The sequence below is a fragment of the Pseudomonas soli genome (assembly GCF_021283165.2).
Lineage (GTDB): Bacteria > Pseudomonadota > Gammaproteobacteria > Pseudomonadales > Pseudomonadaceae > Aquipseudomonas > Aquipseudomonas soli.
Genome location: NZ_CP128543.1, coordinates 4070807 through 4094086 on the forward strand (window position 1 = coordinate 4070807; position 23280 = coordinate 4094086).

The following is a 23280-nucleotide window of genomic DNA, read 5'->3' on the forward strand; positions in this document are numbered from 1 at the left end:
AAGTCTATTGCAACATGGGAGTGTTAACCGGTTGGTCAGCCGTGCCGGGGAGGCTGCGCGGACCACTCTGGCTGAGCGTCGACGACTTCGTCGGACGCCGACGGCGCGCCGTCGAGGCGGCGCAGCAAGGTTTCGCGATCGCAGGCATGCTCCGACAGCGAGATGACCACGGTGGCCACGGCGTTGCTGGCCAGGCTGGTCAGGGCCCGCGCCTCGGACATGAAGCGGTCGATGCCGATCAACAAGGCGAGCCCGGCCAGCGGAATGTCGTGGATGACCGTGAGGGTCGAGGCCAGCGCGACGAAGCCGCTGCCGGTCACGCCGGCGGCCCCCTTGGACGACAGCAGCATGATTGCCAGCATGGTCACCGTCTGCCCGAGGGTCAGCTCGATGTTGCAGGCCTGCGCGATGAACACTGCCGCCAGCGACAGGTAGATGGCGGTGCCATCGAGGTTGAAGGAATACCCGGTTGGCAGCACCAGCCCTACCACGCCTTTGCGACAACCGAGGCGCTCGAGCTTTTCAAGCATGCGCGGCAGCACAGGCTCGGTGGAAGAAGTACCGAGCACCACCAGGAATTCCTCGCGGAAATAGCGCAGCAGCTTCCACAGACTGAAGCCATGGGCGCGACAGATGCCGCCCAGCACCACCAGGACGAAGAAGGCGCATGCGATGTACAGCGTGCCCACCAGCTTGGCCAGCGAGCCCAGGGACGTGACGCCGTATTGCCCAACGGTAAAGGCGAGCGCACCGAAGGCGCCTACAGGGGCGAATCGCATCAGGTAGCCGAAGATACGGAACACCATGGTCGAGGCCGACTCCAGCACCGCGAGGACGGGCCGCCCCTTGTCGCCCATGGACGACAGGGCGAAACCGCTGAGCACGGCGATGAACAATACCGGTAGCACCTCACCCTTGTTGAAGGCGCCGATGAACGTCTCGGGGATGATGTGCATGAAGAAGTCGACCACGCCGAGCTTCGCCGCCGAGGCGGCGTACTGGTCCAGGCCCGCTGTGCTCAGGGTGGCAGGATCGATGTTCATGCCGGCCCCGGGCTGGAACAGGTACACCGCCGCCAGACCGATCACCAGGCTGACCACGGTCAGCAGCAGGAACAACATCAAGGTCTTGCTCATCAGGCGCCCCAGCGAGCGCTTGTCGGTCATGCCGGCGATGCCGGTGACGATGGTGCAGAACACCACGGGAGCGATCATCATCTTGATCAGCTTGATGAAGGCATCGCCCAGGGGTTTGAGGGCAACGGCCTGTTGCGCCCAGAAGTGGCCGACCACCACGCCCAGCAGGACGGCGCAGAGGATCTGGAAATACAGGGATCTGGCAAGTTTCATGAGGCATCACCCATTGTTGAAATTGTGCGGATGCGCTTGTTGCTGAAGCCGCCCTGACAGCGGCGGCCTGTGGTCTATCCCGCCAGTCTGCGCAAAGACGGGGCATAGACGAACCCTGAGAACAACCGACGGGCGGTACGCACCACCGATGCCTGCAGGGTCTTGCCATCGACGCCGCTGCGCGACAGCGCCACGTCGATGCCGCCACTGGGATGCTCGATGCGCACCTGCTCCAGGTGTTGAGCGCCCTCGCCGAGCAAGTCAGCGACCACCGTACCGGCGCTGACGCAGGCCGTGGCCAGCCCGACTGCGCCGGTGATCGCCAGGGCCCGGTGGCAATTGTGCGGCATGAAATAGCGCACCTGTACCGTACCGTCATGACGGGGTGGCGCGACCAGCACCGGCTTGGGGATCACCATGCCGCTGACATCGCCCAGACCCATTGCCTTGCCGGCCTTCAGGCGCAAGGCTTCCAGGCGTTGCAGCAAGGCATTGTCGGCATCTAGTTCGGCCGGGGTTTCCGAGCCGGTCACGCCCAGTTGCCGGGCCTCGACGATCATCATGGGCATGGCCATGTCGATGCAGGTGACCGGCACGCCGCCGATCACATCCTGAGGCTTGCCCGTAGGGAACAACTTGCCGGTCTTGCTGCCCACCGCATCGAGGAACGTCAGGTGCACCGGGGCCGCTGTACCAGGGACGCCGTCGATCGCCGTGCGCCCTTCGTAGCGCACAACGCCGCCGGGCGTCTGCACCAGTGAATCGACGAAGGTTCCGGTATTGAGGTTGCGGATACGTACCAGGGTCTTGCCGTCGTTGGCCTTGACCAACCCTTGCTCGATGGCGAACGGCCCGACAGCGCACAGCATGTTGCCGCAGTTGGGCGCGGTGTCGACGCGCCGCTGGGCGACCATCACCTGGACGAACAGGTAGTCGACATCGGCATCGGCGTGCAATGACGGGCTGATGATCGCCACCTTGCTGGTCTGCGGGCTGCCGCCACCGATGCCGTCGATCTCCAGCTCATGTCCGGAGCCCATCAGGTTGATCAGCAACTCGTCGCGCTCGACCACGTTTGCAGGCAGGTCCCAGGCGTGGAAGAACGGCCCTTTGGAGGTACCGCCGCGCATGAGTACGCAAGGAATTCGTTGCATGATTTCGCACTCTTGTTGATCAATGGACATCATTGATGTTGTGAGCAAAAGAGTGACAGGGATGGATAAATCAATCCAATGCAAATATCGTAGTCATTATTGCGATAAACACATCAATAATCGAGCGACCTACTGAGCGATACCTGATGGAATATGAACTGCAAGATATTAGATCTTTCGTAAAAATCGCCGAACTTGGCAGTTTTCACGAGGCTGCAGAAGCATTGCACCTGTCCCAACCCGCCCTGAGCCGACGGATCAAGAAACTCGAGGAGGGGCTCGGTACATCGTTGCTCGAACGCACTACCCGCCGGGTCAGCCTGACGAGCGTGGGCCGGGATTTCCTGCCCAAGGCCAGGCGCCTGCTGGATGATTTCGAGGATTCGATCCTGAGCATCCGCGAACTGGCCGAGCGCCAGACCGGGCAAGTCACCCTCGCTTGCATTCCCACTGCAGCGTTCTACTTTCTGCCCTCGGTGATCCGCGACTACAACGCGCAGTACCCGAAAATCCGCATCCGCCTGCTGGACCTGAGTGCCAACGATGGGCTGGAAGCCGTACTGCGGGGAGAGGCCGACTTTGGCATCAACATGATGAGTGGCCAGCATCCGGACATTGAGTTCGTTTCGCTGGTCCAGGAGCATTTCGTGCTCGCCTGCCGCCGGGACCACCCGTTAGCCAAGCGCGACGCGGTTACCTGGGCCGAACTGGCCGACTACCGCTTGATCGGGGTCGGTCGCCTGAGCGGCAACCGCATGTTGCTCGATCATGCGCTGGCCGGCCTGAACCTGCGCCCTCAATGGTTCTACGAGGTCCAGCACCTGTCGACCTCGCTGGGCATGGTCGAGGCCGGGCTGGGGGTCTCGGCCATGCCTAGCCTGGCCATGCCCAGCGCCGACCATCCGACGTTGGTCAGCGTGCCGCTGGGCGAGCCGCAGGTCAGCCGCACGCTGGGCTTGGTGTTTCGTCGCGGCGCGTCACTGTCGCCGGCGGCCGAAAAGTTCGTATCGATCCTCTTGCAGCAATGGCCCAATCGCTGACCCCTGGGCCGATGGCATGCCGGACCCGCGCAAAGTTCATCAGCACCTGCGCCGCGGAGTGCTAACGTATGCGGCTATTGACCGCCCTTGAAATCCAGGGCGCTCTGTTCACTTGTCCCTGCGGAGTTTTCCTTGGCCTCGCCTGCGCATGAACGTTCGCTCGATGGGTTGAATTTTTTCCTGGCCGATGTCCGTGATGGGCTTGGGCCCTACCTGGCGATCTACCTGCTGGCGGTGCACCATTGGGAGCCCGGCAGCATCGGCCTGGTCATGACCTTGGCCAGCGTCACGGCATTGCTGACCCAGACGCCAGCTGGCGCGTTGATCGACAGGACCACGGCCAAGCGCGCAGTAATGGCCATCGCCGCGCTGCTGGTGACCGGCAGTTGCCTGGTGCTGCCCTGGATCAGCAGCGGCGCGTTGGTGACCTTGACCCAAGCCATCAGTGCGGTCGCAGGTTCCGTGTTCGCGCCGGCCATCGCTGCCATTTCACTGGGCCTGGCCGGGCCCCGGGCATTCACCCGGCGCATGGGCCGCAACGAAACCTTCAATCATGCCGGCAATGCCTGCTCGGCGGTGCTCGCCGGGGGGCTGGCCTACCTGTTCGGACCGGTGGCGGTGTTCTATCTGATGGCGGCGATGACCGTAGCCAGCCTGATCGCCATTAGCCGAGTGCCGGCGACAGCCATCGACCATGACCTCGCGCGTGGCCTTGACCCGCGGCCGCCGGGCCAGCATGCCCACCCCGCCGGCCTTGCCGTCCTGTTGCACAATCGCCCCTTGCTACTGTTCGCCGTGTGCTGCGCGTTGTTCCATCTGGCCAACGCGGCAATGCTTCCGCTGGTGGGCCAGAAACTGGCTCAGGCCAACCTGCAGTTGGCCACGCCGCTGACCTCGGCGTGCATCGTCGCGGCGCAGCTGGTGATGGTGCCCATGGCGCTGCTGGCCGGCGCCAGGGCCGACCGCTGGGGACGCAAACCGCTGTTGCTCGTCGGTTTCCTGATCCTGCCGCTGCGTGGCGTGCTCTACGTGATGTCTGACAATCCGTTTTGGCTGGTGGCCGTGCAATTGCTCGATGGCGTCGGCGCCGGACTGTTCGGGGCATTGTTCCCGGTAGTGGTCAGGGACCTCACCCAAGGCAGCGGGCGCTTCAATATCAGCCTTGGCGCATTGTCCACGGCCTTCGGCCTGGGCGCGGCGCTAAGTCCCGGTGTCGCGGGGCTGGTGGTACAGTCCGCAGGCTACGACGCGGCATTCCTGACATTGGCGGGCATTGCGACTGCAGCGTTGCTTCTGCTTTGGCTGGCCATGCCGGAGACCCGCCGACCTGCCAGCGATGCCAACGCCGAGCAAGCCCCTCCCCTTCACTCCCCTTCCGAGAACTGAGTCCTCGCATGCCTGTCGCTGAGTCATCCCTGATCATCTGGTCGGTTGCGGCCGCGGCCACCGCCCTGGTCATCCTTCGGCCGGGACGCGTGCCCGAATATGTCTGGGCGATGGGCGCCGCCTTAGGGCTGACGGCCTGCGGCCTGATCCCATGGCGCCTGGCCTTGGCGGCAATCGCCGAAGGAGGCGATGTCTACCTGTTCCTCACCGGCATGATGGTGCTGGCCGAGCTGGCTCGCCAGGAAGGCTTGTTCGACTGGCTGGCCAGGTACGCGGTGCAGCATGCCAGGGGCTCGGGCCAACGCCTGTTCGACCTGGTATTCCTGGTCGGTACACTGGTCACCGTGTTCCTCTCCAATGACGCCACCGCCGTGGTGTTGACGCCGGCCGTGTATGCGGCGTGCAAGGCGGCCAAGGCCGAGCCGCTGCCCTACCTGTTCATCTGCGCCTTCATCGCCAATGCCGCCAGCTTCGTGCTGCCGATCTCCAACCCGGCCAACCTGGTGGTCTTCGGCAGCCAGATGCCACCGCTGCTGGAATGGCTGCGCCAGTTCACCCTGCCCTCGCTGGGCGCCATCGCCATGACCTACCTGGTGCTGCGCCTGACCATGCGCAAGCGCATCCACCAACCACTGGCCGTGGCCATCGAGATGCGCCCCTTGTCGGCCGGCGCCCGGCTTTGCGCGCTGGGCCTGATGTTCACCGGCACCCTGCTGTTGACGGTATCGGCACTGGACGTGCCGCTGGGTCTGCCGACCTTTTGCGCAGGCATGGCCACGGTCGGGCTGATCCACCTGCGCCAACGGCGCAGCCCGGCGCCGTTGCTGCGCCATGTGGCCTGGGGCGTGCTGCCGCTGGTGGCGGGCCTGTTCGTGCTGGTGGAGGCGGTGGCGCATACCGGCGTGATCGAACGGCTCGCGCATATGCTGGCGGCCCTGGCGCAGCAGTCCCCGGGCACGGCGAGCTGGGCTGCGGGCGTGATCTCGGCCATGGCCGGCAACCTGATGAACAACCTGCCCACCGGCCTGATCGCCGGCTCCATCGGCCAGCTGGTCGAGCTGCCCCGGCAGACCACCGCCGCCTTGCTTATCGGCGTCGACCTGGGGCCGAACCTGTCGATCACAGGCTCCCTGGCCACGCTGCTGTGGCTGGTGGCGATCCGCCGCGAGGGCGAGCATGTCGGCGCATTGAGTTTCTTGCGTCTGGGCGTGCTGGTAATGCCCCCGGCACTGGTGGCGGCACTGTTGCTGCTGGCGGTCTGAGCCCGGCCTTCAGAACACCACCGAGCGCCGCTGCTCCGCTGTCGCCACCACCCTGCCGCGCTTGAGCACCATCAGCCGCGCGGGCAGGTCGAGGATCACGTCGCTGATACGGTGGGTGTCCATCAGCACCAGGTCCGCGTCGTTGCCCACCGCCAAGCCATGGCTCTGCAACCCCAGGGCCTTGGCCGGGTTGCTGGTGAGCATCGGCAGCACCGTGGCCTGGTCGTCCGCCCCACCCAGGTGGCAGGCGGGGATGGCCAGCTGCGCGATGTGCAGCAGGTCGCCGGTGCCGTAGGGGGTGAAGGCATTGCGGATGTTGTTGGTGGCCAGGCACACGTTCACCCCGCCATCGCGCAACGCCCGCACCGGGGTCAGGGTGCGCCGCACGTTGTGTCTATCGCCACGGGCGCCCAGGTGCAGGTCGGTGGCGGGCAGACATATCACGCTGATGCCGGCTTCGCGCAGCAGCGCGATGATGCGCGCCTGGCGCTCTGGCTCCACGGCCGCCAGGCTGGTCAGGTGGCCGACGCTGACGCGCCCTTGGTAGCACGTGGCGAGGGTCCGGCGGGCCACGTATTCGATGGTCATGTGCTCGGCGTCGTCGGCGAAGTCCTGATGCAGGTCGATGTCCTTGCCATAGCGCTGGGCCAGGTCGAAGACGAAATCGATGTGCTCCAGGGGCGAGACGTCGTTGTAGGGAATGCCACCGACCACATCGACGCCCCTCTCCATGGCCTCGACCATCATCGCTTTCATGCCGGGCAGTTTCAGGATGCCTTCCTGGGGAAACGCCACTACCTGGATATCGATGACATCACGCAAGGTCTCGCGCAGCTCCAGGACCACGTCCAGGCCGGTGAAACCCTGGGCCGGATCGAACTCGGCGTGGGCACGCACATGGGTGGTGCCGGCCTGCACCAGGGCGCGCAACACCTGTACAGAGCGTTCGCGAATGTCATCACGGGTCAGGGTGGGCTTGAGCGCCGCAGTGACGGCGATCGCTTCGGCCAAGGTGCCGGAGCGGTTGGCCTTGCGCTGCATGACATTGGCTTTTTCCAGGTGCAGGTGGGCTTCGACGAAGCCGGGGACCAGGACATTGCCGTTGCCCTGGATTTCCTGGCTCGCCGTTGCAGTGATCGCTTGGGCGATGTGAGTAATCTTGCCGTTGTGCACGGCGACATCCATCAAGGGGTTTGCATCGTCGATGCGGACATTTCTGAAGATCAGGTCCATGCCGTCGCTCCTGTCGGGGATCAATAGCGCGCGTGGAAATGGCTCGGGCGTCGTGCGGCGCCCGAGCCATTTCCCTAGGGGCGAATCAGAACGGCTTGGTCGGCAGGTACTTGCCATCCAGGGTGATCACCGCGCGGGAGCCACCTTCCGGATCGTCGACCTTCTTCACGTCCAGCTTGAAGTTGATGGCGCTGATGATGCCGTCGCCGAACTTCTCGTGGACCAGTGCCTTGAGGGTGGTGCCGTACACCTGCAGCATCTCGTAGAAGCGGTAGATGGTCGGGTCGGTCGGCACGCCGCCTTGGATGCTGCCGCGCAGTGGCACGGTCTGCAGCAGGGCGATGCCATCGGCGTCCAGGCCGAGCTTGTCGCCCACCACCTGGGCAGCGCTGGCCGGCAGCGGGTGCTGGCCCAGCAGCGCGGCAGTGACGAAGGCTTCGGAGAGGCCGGTGCCGTCGGTGATCTGGGCGAACGACAGGTCCTTGCGGGCCTTGGCCAGGAGGATGACTTCGCTCAGGACAAGGCGGGCGTTCTGGCTGATTTGCGACTGGATCATGGTGTGTCTCCTTGGGTTTGAAAGGGGTTCAGGCAACGTGCCTGGAAGGGTGGGAAACGGCGTTGACGTCGGGGTTCTGCGCCAGGGCGACGAACTGGCCGGTGCGTCCGTCGAAGGCGTCGATGCGGCCGCTTTCGATGTCGTAGATCCAGCCATGCAGGCGCACGCGGCCCTCTTCCAGGGCCAGGCGCACCGAGGGGTGGGTCTGGATATTGGCCAGCTGGGCGATCACGTTCTCGCGCACCATGGCCTCGACCTTGGCCTGCGGGCTGTGGTGCTGGCGCGCCTCGTTGACCACCCGGGCGGAGTCGGCGTAGCGCAGCCAGCCGGCCACGGCGGGCATGTGCTCCAGGCACTTGCAGGTGGCGATGGCGGTCATGGCGCCGCAGTCGGAGTGGCCGCAGATGACGATGTCGGCTACCTGCAGGGCGGCGACGGCATATTCGACCGAAGCCGATACGCCGCCAGGCTCAGGGCCGTAGGACGGCACGATGTTGCCGGCGTTGCGGATGACGAACAGGTCGCCTGGCTCGCGCTGGGTGACCAGCTCGGGCACCAGGCGGCTGTCGGAGCAGGAGATGAACAGCGCCCGGGGGCTTTGCTGGGTGGCCAGGTCCTTGAACAGCTTGACCCGTTCGGGGAAGGCGTCGCGCTGGAACTTCAGAAAACCGTCGATGATGTCTTTCATGGCTGTTTGCCTCAATGTCGCGGTGTGTTGAGGCAAAGGTTACGCAGCGCCTTACATAAGGTAAAAGTCTCATTTATGATGAAGCACATCAGATTATCTTATGAGAAAAGCATGCTAGCCCGGCACATCCAGTATTTCCTCGCAGTGGCTCAACATCACAGTTTTACCCGCGCCGCGGCGGCACTGCATGTCTCCCAGCCGGCGCTGTCACAACAGGTCAGGCAACTGGAGGAAAGCCTTGGCGCGCAGTTGTTCGACCGTTCCGGGCGCAGCACGCGGCTGACCGATGCCGGGGAGGTCTACCTGCGCTATGCCAAGCGGGCGGAACAGGAGCTGCTGGAGGCCAGGCGCGCCATCCATGACGTGGGCGACCTCAGCCGAGGATCGCTGCGGGTGGCGGTGACGCCGACCTTCACCACCTATCTGATCGGCCCGCTGGTCGAGGCCTTCCATGCGCGTTATCCGAACATCACCCTGAACCTACGAGAGATCGCCCAGGAGCGCATGGAGGAGTTGTTGCAGGCCGATGAGCTGGATGTCGGCATCGCCTTCGATGAGGTCCACAACCAGGACATCGACAGCCGCCCGCTGTTGGTGGAAACCCTGGCGCTGGTGGTCGGCCGCGCGCATCCGCTGGCCACTACCCGCAGTATTGGCCCACACGCGCTCAACGACGAGTCGCTGATCTTGCTCAGCGCCGAGTTCGCCACGCGCGAGCAGATCGAGCGCTATTGCCGCCAGCACGGTATCCGCCCACGGGTGCGGATGGAGGCCAACGCGATTGGCGCAGTGATCGAAGTGGTGCGCCGCACGACACTGTCGACCCTGCTGCCCGCCAACCTTGCCCTGGCCCATGATGACCTGACCGCCATTGCCCTGGACCCACTGCGCCTGCAGCGCACCGCAGTCTTGATGCAGCGCAGGGGCGCCTACCAGAGCGCGGCGGCGCGGGCTTTCAGCGAAGTGGCGACGTCAGTGGCGGCAAGCCTGGAAACAGGCGACAGCGCAGCCGGTATTCAGCTCAGCTGAGCGATCAACACCGCATTGGTGTAGATCAGGCTGCCATCGCTGGCCCGATGCCCGACCAGGTGGAACTGGCCACGCTCGTCGTCGCTCAGGTAGACGCGCAGGCGGCAGTCCGACAGCGGGCCGTAGCCCTCGGGCAGCACCAGGTTCAGGCTGTCCATGTCGACATCCACCATCGCCTCGGACTCGTGGCTCTGTTGCAGGTGTTCCTCGGCCTGCTCCAACTTGCGATGGTTCACGCCCTGGATGTCGAAGTGGATATCACCCACCGGGGTGGACCTGCGATCACCCTCACCTTTGAACCAGCCTTCGATCGTCAGCGTACTCATTGGCGATTCCTCATGCTGTGGAGCATTTTCGATCACTGCTGATGGGGTTGACCTTGGCGTGGTTGAGAACGTTCCAATCGTTCGCCCGGCCACTCAGACGCCTTGCGCCAAGGCCGCCTCCATTGCCCTGGCCTGCCCCCGCAGCGCCTGGCAGAACGGCTCCAGCACCGAAGATGCGGGCCGCAGCTCGGGCCGGATCAGCATCACCTGGTACGGCACCGACAGGCCCAGTCGGCGGATCGCCAGCCCAGTTTGCCCGGCCTCCAGCCCGCTCAGTGGATTGATGATCGCTACACCCAGCCCCTGGCGGACCATGGCGCACACCGAGGCGGCGCTGGTGGTCTCGATGATCGTGCGGCGGTTCACTGCGGCCTCGCGAAAATGCCGGTCGAGTTGCTGCCGGTAGCGGTCCAGGCTGGCCAGGTTGATGAAATCGACCTCGTGGAAGTCCTGCAACTGGAGTAACGGCTTGGCCAGCAGGGGGTGCTGCGCGGGCAGCACGCAGACCATGTCGGCACTGAACAACAGTTCGCCGACCGCGCCCCGCGGTACCTGCGCGGTCTCGGTGAGGCCAAGGTCGTGCTGTTGGGCAACCAGCGACTCCTCAAGCAACGGCGACTCCTGGGCGGTGATACTCAGGCTGACGCCGGGATGGTGCTGGTGAAACGCCTTGCAGGCCTTCGGCAGCAGGGTTTGCGAGAACAGCGGCAGGCAGGTGATGGCCAGCCGGCCTTGTTCGAAGTTGCGGATGGCCTGGGCGAAGCGGTCGATGCGCTCCAGGCCGACAAAGGCCCGCTCGACCTCCTTGATCAACAGCAAAGCCTGGGCGCTGGGCACCAGGCGCCCGCCCTCGCGGTCGAACAGGTTCAGCCCGGTGACCTGCTCCATGCGCGCCAGTTCGCGGCTCACCGTGGGCTGCGAAGTGAACAGCAGGCGCGCAGCCCCGGTGACGCTGCCGGCAGCCATGATGGCGCGGAATACCTCGATATGGCGGATGGAGAGTTTCATGGTTGCTCGGTGGTAAAGAGAGTAAGCGTGTCAGCAACTTGGTTGCTTGAGCTGATATCAGATATGAATATCTAGCAGAAAAAAATCTATTTTTCTGAATTTATAAAATCCCCCACTATCGGCGCATCCAAAACAAGGAACGCCACCATGACCACTACCCTCCTGGCCGAAGCAGTCCGCCAGCATGGCTCGCCGCTGTGGGCCTACAACGCCCCGACCATCCACCAGCGCATCGACCAGCTCAAGCAGCACTTCGACACCGTGCGCTTCGCGCAGAAGGCCAACCCCAACCTGCACGTGCTGCGCCTGATCCGTGAACGCGGCCTGGTGCTCGACGCGGTATCCCTGGGGGAAATGGAGCGCGCTTTTGCCGCCGGCGCATCGGTGGGCGGCGACCCCGCCGGCGTGGTGCTGACTTGCGACGTGCTGGACCAACCGACCCTGGCGCGGGTGGTGCAGACCGGTATCGAGGTCAATGCCGGCTCTATCGACATGCTCCGCCAGCTCGGCGAGCGCTCCCCCGGCCACCGGGTGTGGCTACGCATCAACCCCGGCTTCGGCCATGGCCATAGTCGCAAAACCAATACCGGCGGCGAGAACAGCAAGCACGGCATCTGGCACGAACAACTGCCCGATGCGCTGGCTTGCGTGAAACAACACGGCCTGCACCTGGTGGGCGTGCACATGCACATCGGCTCGGGGGTGGACTACCAGCACCTGGAGCAAGTGGCCAGCGCGATGGTCGAGCTGATCGGCCGGCTGGGCATGGATATCGAAGCCTTCTCCATCGGGGGCGGCCTGTCCACCCCCTACCGCGACGGCGACCAACCAGTGGACCTGCAGCGCTACGCCCGAACCTGGGCGGTGGCCCGCTCGGAGATCGAGACGATGCTCGGTCACCCGGTACGCATGGAGATCGAGCCTGGGCGCTTCGTGGTCGCCGAAGCTGGCTGCCTGGTGACCGAGGTGCGCGCGGTCAAGCAGATGGGTGAGCGCCACTACATCCTGGTCGATGCCGGCTTCAACGACCTGATGCGCCCGGCCATGTACGGGGCCTACCACCGCATGAGCCTGTTCGACGCAGTGGGCCGGCCCGTGAGCCGCCCATTGCAGCCAACCGTCGTAGCCGGGCCGCTGTGCGAGTCGGGGGATGTGTTCACCCAGAACGACGAGGAGTTGACCCCCCACGACTTGCCCCAGGCCAAGGTCGGTGACCTGCTGGTAATTCACGATGCAGGGGCTTATGGCGCATCCATGTCATCGAACTACAACAGCCGACCGTTGTTGCCAGAGTTCCTGCTCGATCAGGGTCAACTGCGCATGATTCGCCGGAGACAGAGGGTCGAGGAATTGTTGCAGCTCGAGCAGTTCGACTAGCCGGCAGGGGCTAGTGATTGTCGGTGGCGGATCGGCGGAAGGCGATCCGCCGTCGAAACCATGTCAAAATGGTGGCTCGAAAGCAGATGTGAGATACTTGATCCGAACTCTCCGCGTTTTGTTGCAGAAGGCCAATCAGGATACGCCAGAAGGCGCAAGGAGCGCGTTTCCAACCCCACGGCGACGCCGCTTCACCAAATCGCATGCCTTCAGCATCCGGATGCGCCACATGCCTACACGGCCACGCCCCAAGCTCACCTTGCGCACGCTGCTGCTGGCGTTCGCGCTGATCTGTGCTGTCGCAACCCTGGCCAATACTTTCTGGGTGATGTTCACCACCCAGAGATCCGAGCTGGCGGAAAACGCCCTGCAGACCAACCAGGCTTACGCTGCCCGGATCGCAACCAGTGTGGAGGAAGTGCTGAGTTCCGAACTGGATCGCCTGGGGTTTGCATCCACACTCATCGGCCATGCCTTCGCAGACCGAACTGCCCTGCACGACGAGGCACACCGCCTGCTGAACCAGGACCACAGCTTCAATTCGGTACTGATAGCCAACGCACAAGGAAAGATCATCGCTTCGGCCCCCAGCAGCCTGCAACTGGACGGAAAGGCGCTGCAACGTCGTTCCCCTCTGACCAGGCGAGAACCGATGATCAGCGACGCATTCAAGTCCCTGGCAGGCAATCTGGTCGTGTTCGTCTCCCACCCTGTTTTCAGCCCCGACGGCGAATACCTCGGGCTTGTCGGCGGAAGCATCCGCCTGGAACAGAAAAACACGTTGCAAGCGCTCATGGACCTGAACATCCGCGAGGATGGCGCGCATGTCTACCTGGTCGATAGCCATCGACAAGTGCTTTACCACCCGGACCCGCGGCGCATCGGGACGACCCTGGCCGCTGACCCTATCGTCGATGCCGCGCTGCAGCAAGACCACGGTTCGCTGCGGGCGAAGGACGGCAGTGGCAACGAAATGCTCGCGGGTTATGCCAGTATCCCCAGCAGTCGTTGGAGCGTGATTTCACAGCGGCCTCTATCGAACATTGAGGCAACGCTGAAGGCGACGACGATCAAAGTTGCCAAAGGCATCGTCCCCCTCGGTCTGTTCGGACTGCTGTTGATCTGGTGGCTGGGCGTGAAAATTTCCGTCCCTCTCTCCCGACTGGCGGAGAACGCCAAGCGCCTGGATGCACCTGAAAGCTACGAACGGATCCTCGCGGTTCCTGCGGACTACGTTGAAAGCTGGCAGATCCGCCGCGCGCTGCTCCTGGGAGCGGCCCTGCTGCAGGAGAAGATTGGGCGGCTCAACCAGCAGGCACATAGCGACCCGCTGACCGGACTGGCGAATCGCCGGGCCATGGAGGAAACCATGGCGCTATGGCAGCAATCCCTGAAAACCTTCGCTGCGATCGCCGTGGACATCGACCATTTCAAGCGCGTCAACGACACCTATGGCCATGGCGCCGGGGATGAAACCCTCCGCGCCGTCGCCCGGTTGATGAGACAGGTATCGCGCCCGGACGACATGGTATGCCGTGTGGGCGGCGAGGAGTTCCTGCTGCTCTTGCCCAATGGTTCGATTGCGACCGGCGCAGAGGTCGCCGAACGGCTCCGAGCAGTGATCGAGGCGGCGCAATTCGATACTGTCGGGCATATCACGATCTCGCTGGGGGTGGCCATGTGGAAAGCGGGCGAACCGATGTCAGCCGCGTTGGAACGATCGGACCGGATGCTCTATCAAGCCAAGGCCCAGGGACGTAATCGGGTAGTAACGGAACCCGCGCTAACGGGCGTTACATAACGATGACGCCAGCGCCGGGCCTGGTCACGGGTCGGTCGGCGCGACCAACCGGTACCCCACGCCCGCCTCGGTGATGATGAACCGCGGCGCCGTAGGGTCGTCACCCAATTTCTGCCGCAGGTGCCCTACCACGATACGCAGGTAGTGGGTGTCGTCCACATGGGTCGGCCCCCAGATGTCCTTGAGCAGTTGCTGCTGGGTGATGACCCTCCCGGGATGCCCGGCCAGCTGCGCCAGCAGCGCGTATTCCTTGCGCGTCAAGGCTATCTCCAGGCCGTCCAGCGTGACCTTGCGAAAAGCGAAGTCCACCGTCAGCGGCCCGAAGCCCGCCGCAGCGGCCACGCTGCCAAGCTGAGGCGCCTGGCGCAGCAAAGCCCGCACCCGGGCGAGGAATTCCTGGATACCGAACGGCTTGGTCACGTAGTCGTTGGCCCCACCGTCGAGCGCATCGACCTTCTGCACTTCGCTGGCACGCACCGACAGCACCATCACAGGCACCGTGCTCCATTCACGCAGCTCGCGCAGCACTTGCTGACCGTCCATGTCCGGCAAGCCGAGGTCGAGCACCACCAGGTCGGGCTTGTTCAAGGCGGCCTGGGCCAAGCCGTCGCTGCCCGTGCCGGCCTCGATCACCTTGTAGCCCTGGGACGCCAGGCTGATGCGCAGGAACTTGCGGATCTGCGGCTCGTCGTCGATGACCAGCAAGGTGGCGGCTTGGCTCATGGGGCTTCACTTTCGGTAACGGGTTGGGTCGGCAGCGGCAAGCATAGAGTGATGCAGGTGCCGTGGCCATCGATGCCGTCATCGACCAGGATGCGGCCGCCATGGGCACCGATCATGCCCTGGCAGATCGCCAGGCCCAGGCCGGTGCCCTGCCCGCCCCGATCGCCGCGGGCGGCGGTGTAGAACATGTCGAAGATCTTTTCGCGCTCGTCCTGGGGGATGCCGGGGCCCTCGTCGGCGACTGCGAGGCACAGCTGTTCGTCGTGCACCGAGACCTGCAGTTGCAGCCGACCGTTGGCCGGGGAAAAGCGTGCAGCGTTTTCCAGCACATTGATCAGCGCCTGCTCGATCAGCGCCGCGTGCACGAACAGCAGCGGCAGCTCGGGCGGGACTTCGGTGTGCACGCGCAGGGGCGCCAGCACCACGCGCAAGCGGTTGAGGGCGCTGCCGACGATATCAGCCGGGGCTACCCAGTCGCGGGCCAGCTTGAGCGTGCCGTGGCCCAGGCGGGTCATGTCCAGCAGATTCTGGATGTAGCGATCCAGGCGCTCGGCTTCGTTGCGGGTACCTTCCAGCAGCTCGCGGCGGTCGTCCGGGGGGATGGCGTCACCCAGCGCCAGCAGGCTGTCGATGCTGCCGCGCATCGACGTCAGCGGCGTGCGCAGGTCATGGGAGACCGAGGCGAGCAAGGCGCTGCGCAGTTGCTCGGTTTCACCGTGCAGGCGGGCGGCTTCCAGTTGCTCGCCCAGGCGGGCACGGGCCAGGGCCTGGGCCAGGGGCTGCGCCAGGGCCATCAACAACCGACGGCGCGGATCACTCAGTGGTTCGCCGTCGCGTGGGCGAATGCCGAGCAGGGCCAGGGGCTGTTCCTCCACGGCCAGCGGCCACCACCACCAACGACCGTGGGGCAAGGTGTCACTGCCAAAGCCCGCGGCCTGGCCATGTTGCCAGGCCCATTCGGCCGCGGCGCGTTCATTGTCGGTGAAGGCTGGCGAGCCACCACTGGCCACTTGCAACAGGCCGTCGGCGCTGCGTTCGAGCAGACACACCTGCACGCCCTGCCAACCATCCATATGCTGGCCGGCAGCGCTGAACACCGCCTGGCGGTCGGTGGCCACAGTCAGGCGGCGCGACAGGTCGAGCAACTGGCGGGTCTCTGCCTGGGTCTCGCGCAGCGCCTGCAACTGGCGGCGCTGGCGCGCGGCGAGGTTGCCTGTAAGCGCGGCCATCAGCAGGAAGAACACCAGGGTCAGCACGTCCTCTTCGCGCTGGATGGCGAAGGAGAAGTTCGGCGGGATGAACAGGAAGTCGTAGGTGAGGAACGACAGCGCCGCGCACGCCAGCGCCGGCCCCAGGCTGCTGCGTACCGCCACCAGCAGCACGGCGGCAAGAAACACCAGGGAAATGTTGGGCAGCGCCAGCACGCTCGACACGGCCCAGGCCAGGCCTGCGGCCAGCAGCGTGGCAACCAGCGCCAGCACATAATGGCGCCATACCCATACGCGCTTTGCTGCCGTGCGCGCCGCTGGCGGCTGGGCATCGCGGTCGAGTACGTTGATCTCCAGGCCGTGACTCTCACGCAGCAGGCGCGCCGCCACGCCGGCGCCGACCAGGCGCCGACGCAACAGGTCACGGGACTGGCCCACCAGCACCAGGCTGGCGCGGCGCTCGGCGGCGTGCTGGATCAGCGTGCGCGCCACTTCGCCGGCGCGCAACAGCACCACTTCGCCGCCAAGGCGCTCGGCCAGTTGCTGGGCGGCCTGCAAGCGATGGCGGGCCGTTTCGTCGCGCAAGCGCCCGTTATCGACATGGACCACGCTCCATGGCAGATGGCGACGCTGGGCGACGCGGCAGGCATGGCGCACCAGGCGTTCGGCCTGCTCGTCGCCATCGATGCCCACCAGCAGCCGGCCGCGCAGGGCCGGGGCTTCCTGGCCGCGCTGGCGGTAGCCGCTGGCCAGGTCCGCGTCCACCTGGGCGGCGGCGGTCTGCATGGCCAGCTCGCGCAGGGCAGTGAGGTTGGTCTGGGAGAAATAGGCCTCGATGGCCGCCCGTGCCTGTTCGGGCACGTAGACCTTGCCCTCGCGCAAGCGCTCGAGCAGCTCGCGCGGCGGCAGGTCAATCAGTACCAGTTCGAAGGCTTCCTGCAGCACCCAGTCGGGCAATGTCTCGCGCACCTGCACGCCGGTGATGTCGCGGACCTTGTCGTTGAGGCTTTCCAGGTGCTGGACGTTGACCGTGGTGTATACGTCGATGCCGGCGGCGAGCAGTTCCTGCACGTCCTGCCAGCGCTTGGCGTGGCGGCTGCCGGGGGCGTTGGTGTGCGCCAGCTCATCGACCAGCACCAGCGCAGGCGCGGCCTTGAGCAAGCCGTCGAGGTCCATTTCCTCGAGCATCACGCCGCGATATTCGCGGCGCAGCAGAGGTTGTTGGGTCAGCCCGCCGAGCAGGGCTTCGGTCTCGGCGCGGCCGTGGGTCTCGACCACTCCGGCCACCACTTGCAAGCCCTGGCGCTGCTGGGCGTGGGCGGCCTGGAGCATGGCAAAGGTCTTGCCGACCCCGGGCGCGGCGCCGAGGAACACCTTGAGCCTGCCGCGACCTTCGCGGGGCAGGCCGGCCAGCAGCGCATCGGCGCGAGTGGGGTTGCTCATGCTTCATCCTTCAAAATGTCACGAATGAGGGCCTGCGGCGATGGGCCGCAAAGCGGCCTCGGCTTCAGTGGCTCGGAGCAAGACGCTCAAGCGCCTGGTTCAACGCCAGCACATTGACCACCGGCGGCCCGACCAATGGGCGCAGGGTGGCGTCATTCACCAGCACTTGCAAGCGCTCCTCCGAGACCTGCCGCGCCGCCGCCACGCGCGGCAGCTGGTAAGCGATGGCCTCGGGCGGCAGGTGCGGGTCCAGCCCGCTGCCGGAGGTGGTCAACAGCGCCTGGGGCACTGGCCCCTGCTGCGCCTGGTACTGCTGGGAGGCGTCAGTCCTGACCCGATCGGCCAGCGCCGGGTTGCTCGGCGCCAGGTTGCTCGCGCCACTGGCCACGGTGACATAGGCGCCCGCCGAAGGCCGCGACTGGAACCAGCCATCGCCCTTGAATTCCTGGGCGATCAGCGCCGAGCCGCGCACCTGACCACGGTCATCGCGCACCAGGCTACCGTTGGCCTGCTCAGGGAAGGCGACCTGGGCGATGCCGGTCACCGCCAGGGGATACAGCGCGCCGGTGACCACGGTCATCAGCAGGACCAGGCTCAGGGCCGGGCGTACATAAGCGGTCATGTCAGTCTCTCCTCAGACCAGGTGCAGCGCAGTAAGCAGCATGTCGATCAGCTTGATCCCGGCGAACGGCACGACAATGCCGCCCAGGCCGTAGACCAGCAGGTTGCGCCGCAGCAAATGGGCGGCGCTGGCGGCCTGCACCCGCACACCGCGCAACGCCAGGGGGATCAGCACGATGATGATCAGCGCGTTGAACACGATGGCCGAGAGGATCGCGCTCTGCGGGCTGGCCAGGTGCATCAGGTTGAGCACGCCCAACTGCGGGTAGATGGCGGCGAACAGCGCCGGCAGGATGGCGAAGTACTTGGCCACGTCGTTGGCGATGGAGAAGGTGGTCAGCGCGCCGCGGGTGACCAGCAGCTCCTTGCCCACCTGCACCACGTCCAGCAGCTTGGTCGGGTCGCTGTCGAGATCGACCATGTTGGCGGCCTCGCGTGCAGCCTGGGTGCCGTCGTTCATCGCCATGCCCACGTCAGCTTGGGCCAGGGCCGGCGCGTCGTTGGCGCCGTCACCGCACATGGCGACCAGGCGTCCGTCGTTCTGCTCCTGGCGGATCCGCGCCAGCTTCTTCTCCGGGGTGGCCTCGGCGAGCACGTCATCGACGCCCGCCTCGGCGGCGATGGCGGCGGCGGTCAGCGGGTTGTCGCCGGTGACCATCACGGTGCGGATGCCGAGCTTGCGCAGTTCGGCGAAGCGCTCGCGGATACCGGGCTTGACCACATCCTTGAGGTGGATCACGCCGAGCAGGTGCTTGTCGACGCATACCAGCAGCGGGGTACCGCCGCTCTGGGCGATGCGCTCCACTTCACGGGCCAGGGCGGCGGGCAGCTCCAGGCGTTGCAGGCCGCAGAAGGCCAGCACCGCGTCGACGGCGCCCTTGCGGTAGCGGCGCTGCTGGAAATCGATGCCCGACAGGCGCGTCTCGGCGCTGAAGGCGATGGCTTCGTACTGATTGCTTGCAGGTTCCGCGAAGTCGTGCAACTGGCGCAGGTACTCGACGATCGACTTGCCCTCGGCAGTGTCGTCGGCCAGCGAGGCGAGCAAGGCGCCCTCCCCCAGCTCCTTGGCGGTCACGCCCGAAGCTGCATGCAGGGCACTGCAGCGACGGTTGCCGAAGGTGATGGTTCCGGTCTTGTCGAGCATCAGCGTGTGCACGTCGCCTGCCGCTTCCACGGCGCGGCCAGAGCGGGCGATCACGTTCAGGCGCACCAGGCGGTCCATACCGGCGATGCCGATGGCCGACAACAGGCCGCCGATGGTGGTGGGGATCAGCGTCACCAGCAGCGCGGCGAGGAAGATCAGCGGCAGCTCGCCGCCGGCGAAGCGGGCGAACGGCTGCAGGGTCACCACCACGATCAGGAAGATCAGGGTCAGGCCGATCAGCAGGATGTCGAGGGCGATCTCGTTGGGGGTCTTCTGCCGCTTGGCGCCTTCGACCAAGGCGATCATGCGGTCCAGGGTCGACTCGCCGGGGTTGCTGGTGATGCGGATCAGCAGCCAGTCGGAGACCAGGCGAGTGTTGCCGGTAACGGCCGAACGGTCACCGCCGGACTCGCGGATCACCGGCGCGGACTCGCCGGTGATGGCCGCCTCGTTGACCGCGGCGATGCCTTCGAGCACCTCGCCGTCGCCGGGGATCAGCTCACCGGCCACCACGCGCACCACGTCGTCCTTGCGCAACTGGGTGGCGGCGACGGTCTCGAACGTACCGTCGCTCTTGCGACGCTTGGCGGCCAGGCCCTGGCTGCCAGCCTTGAGGCTGTCGGCGCGGGCCTTGCCACGGCCTTCGGCAAGGGCTTCGGCGAAGTTGGCGAACAGCACGGTGAACCATAGCCACACGGTGATCTGCACGGCCACTGAAGTGCTCACGCCACTTTCAGGGGCAAAGCAAAGCACCGTGGTCAGCATGGCAGTGAGGGCCACCACCAGCATCACCGGGGCGCGCCTGAGCTGGCGCGGGTCGAGCTTGACGAAGGCCTGCACCAGCGCCGGGCGCCACAGGGCGGCGAAACGGGTCTGGTCCTTGGCGCTATGACGCGCCTTCACTTCGGGAATGGGCATGTTCATGGTGTGTTCCTCAGAAACCCAGGCTCAGGTGTTCGGCAATCGGCCCCAGGGCCAGGGTCGGCAGGAAGGTCAGGCCACCTACCAGCAGGATGGTCACCAGCAGCAGCGTGGTGAACAGCGGGCCGTGGGTGGGGAAGCTGTTCAGGCCTTGTGGCGCGCTCTTCTTGGCCGCCAGGCTACCGGCCAGGGCCAGCACCGGCAGGATGTAGCCGAAGCGGCCGATCAGCATGGCCAGGCCAATCATCACGTTGTGGAACGGGGTGTTGGCACCGAAGCCGGCGAACGCTGAGCCATTGTTGGCGGTACCGGAGGTGTAGGCGTACAACAGTTGGCTGAAGCCGTGGGCGCCGGGGTTGGTCACCGCGCCGGCAGGTCCGGACAGGCTGGCGGCGATGGCGCCGAGCACCAGCACGCCCACCGGCATCACCAGCAGGGTCGCCACCAGCAGTTGCACTTCACGGGCCTGCAGCTTCTTGCCCAGGTATTCCGGGGTGCGGCCGATCATCAGGCCGGCCAGGAACACGGCGATCAACACGAACAGCAGCATGCCGTAGAGGCCGGCGCCGACGCCGCCGAAGATCACCTCGCCAAGCATCATGTTGACCATCGCCACCATGCCGGTCAGTGGGTTGAGGCTGTCGTGCATGGCGTTGACCGAACCGTTGGAAGCTGAGGTGGTGGTCACCGTCCACAGCACCGAACCGGTGGTGCCAAAGCGGCTTTCCTTGCCTTCCAGCGGCGCGCCTTGTTGCACCTGGGCGCTTTCCAGGGCCGGGTTGGGCTGGTGTTCCGACCACAGCGCGGTGCTGCCACCGATCAGGAACAGCGCCAGCATGCAGGCGATGATCGCGCGGCTCTGGCGCAGGTCCTTCACATAGTGGCCAAAGGTGAATACCAGGGCCACCGGGATCAGGATGATCGAGGCCACTTCGAACAGGTTGCTCCAGGCCGTGGGGTTCTCGAACGGGTGCGCCGAGTTGACGCCGAAGAAGCCACCGCCGTTGGTGCCCAACTGCTTGATGGCGATCTGGCTGGCGGCCGGGCCCAGCGGGATGGTCTGGTCGGTGCCTTGCAGGGTCAGGGCGTGGACGTAGTCGGCAAAGGTCTGCGGCACGCCTTGCCAGACCAGCAGCAGCGCCAGCACCAGGCACAGCGGCAGCAGGCCGTAGAGGGTGGCGCGGGTCAGGTCGACCCAGAAGTTGCCCAGGGTGTTGGCAGACCGGCGGGCAATACCCCGGCACAGGGCGACCAGCACAGCCAGGCCGGTGGCGGCACTGACGAAGTTCTGCACGGTCAGGCCGATCATTTGCGTCAGGTAGCTGACCGAGGCTTCACCGCTGTAGGCTTGCCAGTTGGTGTTGGTCATGAAGCTGACCGCAGTGTTGAACGCCAGCGACCACTCCTGGCCCGGCAGGTGCTGCGGGTTCAGTGGCAGCGAGCCTTGCAGCAGCAGCACGGCGAACAACAGCAGGAAGCCCGCAAGGTTGAACGCCAGCAGCGCCAGGGTGTACTGCTTCCAGCCCTGCTCCTGTTCGGCATCTACCCCGGCCAAGCGGTAGCACCCCCGCTCCACCGGTCCAAGGAGGGGAGACAGCCAGGTACGCTGGCCTTCCATCACCTTGTAGTAGAAGCGTCCGAGCCAGGGCGCCGGCAACAGCACGATGGCGAAGAACGCCAGCAGCAGCAGGTAATCGTAACTGTGCATGGTCGCCCCTTAGCCGCGATCGGCGCGCAGCAGCGCCACCAGCAGGTAAACCGCCAACGCCACCGCCAGAAGCAGTGACAGCCCGTCGAGCATGTACATGTGCAATCTCCCCTAGTTGCGGCGTGAAGGCCGCTTTGGGGAAATTGTCCGAGGGAGGGGCGTAAAGGGGCGAGATGGGGGGTGGGGTCAAGGCATAAAGAAAGCGTAAAGATCGCTGATAGATCGCGGGGCAAGCCCGCGATGGAGATCAGCGCTGCGGTGTGTGCTGCGCGGTATTGCGGCTCCAGTCCAGCAGCAGGCTGTACCCCACCGCCAGCAAGGTCGGCCCGATGAACAGCCCGATGAAGCCGAACGCGATCAGGCCGCCGAACACGCCGAGCAGCACGATGACCAGCGGCAGGTTACCGCCGCGGCTGATCAGGTACGGCTTGAGCACGTTGTCCACGCCGCTGATGATGAAGGTGCCCCAGACGCCCAGGAATACCGCCATGCCGTAGTCGCCCTTCCACACCAGCCAGGCGGTGGCCGGTATCCAGGCCAGCGGCGGACCCATGGGGATCAGGCTGAGCATGAAGGTTACCAGGCCCAGCACGATGGCCCCCGGCACGCCGGCGATCAGGAAGCCGATCAGTGCCAGCAGCGCCTGGGCGGCAGCGGTGCCGATCACGCCGTTGACCACCCGCTGCACGGTGCCGGCGACCAGGTCGACGTAGTACTCGGCGCGCTCGCCCACCAGCCGTTGCAGCAAGCGGTGCACGAACGCCGCCAGGCGTGGCCCGTCGCGGTAGAAGAAGAAAACGAACACCAGGCTCAGGGTCAGCTCCAGCACCCCGCCGCCGATCTGCGCGCTGCGGGCCAGCAACCAGTTGCCGACCTGCCCCAGGTACGGCTTGGCCGAGGCCAACAAGGCCGCGCCCTGCTGGTCGAAGGACTCCCACCAGCCAACCAGGCGCTCACCCACGAATGGGATCCCGGCCACCCAGGCGGGCGCGTCCGGCAGGCCATCGACCTGCACATCACGAATGAACGCGGTGGCATCACGCACATGGTCGGCCAGGTTGAAACCCAGCCACACCAGCGGCATGGCCACCAGCAGGATCCACACCGTGGTCAGCAGGCTCGCGGCGAGGGTTTCACGGCCACCCAGCACGCGGGTCAGCAAGCGCATCAGCGGCCAGCTGGCGAAGGCCAGGATGGCGCCCCACAGCAGCGCCGAGATGAACGGCGCCATCACCCACAGCGCGGCGCCCAGCAGGGTCAGCAGCAGGATCTGGATCAACAGGCGGTCATTGTTGGCCATGGT

20 protein-coding genes are annotated in these 23280 nt (G+C 65.5%); 6 read left to right on the forward strand and 14 right to left on the reverse strand.

Annotated elements, in window-relative coordinates; all coding sequences use genetic code 11:
* Nucleotides 1-35: 35 nt before the first annotated feature.
* On the reverse strand, nucleotides 36-1349 hold the full coding sequence (locus tag LU688_RS18850) for a dicarboxylate/amino acid:cation symporter (RefSeq protein WP_094012066.1): 1314 nt from the start codon (nucleotides 1347-1349) through the stop codon (nucleotides 36-38).
* A 74-nt stretch (nucleotides 1350-1423) separates the two neighbouring features.
* Nucleotides 1424-2503: a 4-oxalomesaconate tautomerase gene (locus tag LU688_RS18855; protein WP_023629244.1), complete on the reverse strand. Its 1080-nt coding sequence runs from the start codon at nucleotides 2501-2503 to the stop codon at nucleotides 1424-1426.
* 146 nt (nucleotides 2504-2649) lie between these two features.
* Here LU688_RS18855 and LU688_RS18860 point away from each other — a divergent pair, with 146 nt between their 5' ends.
* The 3 genes from LU688_RS18860 (at nucleotide 2650) to LU688_RS18870 (ending at nucleotide 6191) form a co-directional block, all read left to right on the forward strand.
* The gene (locus tag LU688_RS18860) at nucleotides 2650-3543 is read left to right on the forward strand and encodes a LysR family transcriptional regulator (protein ID WP_023629245.1); all 894 of its coding nucleotides are present in this window, start codon (nucleotides 2650-2652) and stop codon (nucleotides 3541-3543) included.
* 132 nt (nucleotides 3544-3675) lie between these two features.
* Nucleotides 3676-4929: an MFS transporter gene (locus LU688_RS18865; RefSeq protein ID WP_094012065.1), complete on the forward strand. Its 1254-nt coding sequence runs from the start codon at nucleotides 3676-3678 to the stop codon at nucleotides 4927-4929.
* 8 nt (nucleotides 4930-4937) lie between these two features.
* Entirely contained in the window at nucleotides 4938-6191 is a 1254-nt protein-coding gene (locus LU688_RS18870; protein ID WP_094012064.1) for an arsenic transporter, read from the forward strand.
* Between the two features lie 9 nt (nucleotides 6192-6200).
* On the opposite strand, the gene LU688_RS18875 is transcribed toward LU688_RS18870, so the two are convergent.
* The 3 genes from LU688_RS18875 to LU688_RS18885 all read right to left on the reverse strand — a co-directional run bounded on the left by LU688_RS18875 (nucleotide 6201) and on the right by LU688_RS18885 (nucleotide 8668).
* Nucleotides 6201-7424 carry an amidohydrolase family protein gene (locus tag LU688_RS18875; protein ID WP_104445105.1) on the reverse strand — a complete coding sequence of 408 codons (1224 nt, stop codon included), beginning with the start codon at nucleotides 7422-7424 and terminating at the stop codon, nucleotides 6201-6203.
* A gap of 85 nt (nucleotides 7425-7509) precedes the next feature.
* Nucleotides 7510-7980 carry a cyanase gene (gene cynS / locus LU688_RS18880; protein ID WP_094012063.1) on the reverse strand — a complete coding sequence of 157 codons (471 nt, stop codon included), beginning with the start codon at nucleotides 7978-7980 and terminating at the stop codon, nucleotides 7510-7512.
* 28 nt (nucleotides 7981-8008) lie between these two features.
* Nucleotides 8009-8668, reverse strand: a complete 660-nt coding sequence (locus LU688_RS18885) for a carbonic anhydrase (RefSeq protein WP_023630237.1) — start codon at nucleotides 8666-8668, stop codon at nucleotides 8009-8011.
* A 111-nt stretch (nucleotides 8669-8779) separates the two neighbouring features.
* On the opposite strand from LU688_RS18885, the gene cynR reads away from it, so the two are divergent.
* Nucleotides 8780-9697: a transcriptional regulator CynR gene (cynR, locus tag LU688_RS18890; RefSeq protein ID WP_094012061.1), complete on the forward strand. Its 918-nt coding sequence runs from the start codon at nucleotides 8780-8782 to the stop codon at nucleotides 9695-9697.
* Here the strand turns inward: cynR and LU688_RS18895 are convergent.
* On the reverse strand, nucleotides 9685-10023 hold the full coding sequence (locus LU688_RS18895; protein WP_023630235.1) for a hypothetical protein: 339 nt from the start codon (nucleotides 10021-10023) through the stop codon (nucleotides 9685-9687). The genes cynR and LU688_RS18895 overlap by 13 nt on opposite strands.
* Nucleotides 10024-10116: 93 nt before the next feature.
* On the reverse strand, nucleotides 10117-11031 hold the full coding sequence (locus tag LU688_RS18900) for a LysR family transcriptional regulator (RefSeq protein WP_094012060.1): 915 nt from the start codon (nucleotides 11029-11031) through the stop codon (nucleotides 10117-10119).
* 147 nt (nucleotides 11032-11178) lie between these two features.
* Between LU688_RS18900 and lysA the strand changes: the two genes are divergently transcribed.
* Both lysA and LU688_RS18910 read left to right on the forward strand, forming a co-directional pair.
* On the forward strand, nucleotides 11179-12408 hold the full coding sequence (gene lysA / locus LU688_RS18905; protein WP_094012059.1) for a diaminopimelate decarboxylase: 1230 nt from the start codon (nucleotides 11179-11181) through the stop codon (nucleotides 12406-12408).
* Nucleotides 12409-12505: 97 nt separating this feature from the next.
* Nucleotides 12506-14209 carry a diguanylate cyclase gene (locus LU688_RS18910; RefSeq protein ID WP_232888258.1) on the forward strand — a complete coding sequence of 568 codons (1704 nt, stop codon included), beginning with the start codon at nucleotides 12506-12508 and terminating at the stop codon, nucleotides 14207-14209.
* Nucleotides 14210-14233: 24 nt separating this feature from the next.
* Here LU688_RS18910 and LU688_RS18915 read toward each other — a convergent pair whose 3' ends face one another.
* The 7 genes from LU688_RS18915 to LU688_RS18945 all read right to left on the reverse strand — a co-directional run bounded on the left by LU688_RS18915 (nucleotide 14234) and on the right by LU688_RS18945 (nucleotide 23277).
* The gene (locus tag LU688_RS18915; RefSeq protein ID WP_094012058.1) at nucleotides 14234-14932 is read right to left on the reverse strand and encodes a response regulator; all 699 of its coding nucleotides are present in this window, start codon (nucleotides 14930-14932) and stop codon (nucleotides 14234-14236) included.
* Nucleotides 14929-17583, reverse strand: a complete 2655-nt coding sequence (locus LU688_RS18920) for a DUF4118 domain-containing protein (protein ID WP_038706491.1) — start codon at nucleotides 17581-17583, stop codon at nucleotides 14929-14931. Before LU688_RS18920 ends, LU688_RS18915 begins: the two co-directional genes overlap by 4 nt.
* Nucleotides 17584-17647: 64 nt before the next feature.
* The gene (gene kdpC, locus LU688_RS18925; protein ID WP_094012057.1) at nucleotides 17648-18205 is read right to left on the reverse strand and encodes a potassium-transporting ATPase subunit KdpC; all 558 of its coding nucleotides are present in this window, start codon (nucleotides 18203-18205) and stop codon (nucleotides 17648-17650) included.
* Nucleotides 18206-18217: 12 nt separating this feature from the next.
* Complete coding sequence (gene kdpB, locus LU688_RS18930) at nucleotides 18218-20272, reverse strand: potassium-transporting ATPase subunit KdpB (RefSeq protein WP_094012056.1); 2055 nt, start codon at nucleotides 20270-20272, stop codon at nucleotides 18218-18220.
* 10 nt (nucleotides 20273-20282) lie between these two features.
* Nucleotides 20283-21977 carry a potassium-transporting ATPase subunit KdpA gene (gene kdpA, locus LU688_RS18935; protein ID WP_094012055.1) on the reverse strand — a complete coding sequence of 565 codons (1695 nt, stop codon included), beginning with the start codon at nucleotides 21975-21977 and terminating at the stop codon, nucleotides 20283-20285.
* 9 nt (nucleotides 21978-21986) lie between these two features.
* The gene (gene kdpF / locus LU688_RS18940; protein WP_011534724.1) at nucleotides 21987-22076 is read right to left on the reverse strand and encodes a K(+)-transporting ATPase subunit F; all 90 of its coding nucleotides are present in this window, start codon (nucleotides 22074-22076) and stop codon (nucleotides 21987-21989) included.
* A 148-nt stretch (nucleotides 22077-22224) separates the two neighbouring features.
* Nucleotides 22225-23277, reverse strand: coding sequence for an AI-2E family transporter (locus tag LU688_RS18945; RefSeq protein WP_046857716.1), 1053 nt, complete (start codon nucleotides 23275-23277; stop codon nucleotides 22225-22227).
* Nucleotides 23278-23280: the final 3 nt, after the last annotated feature.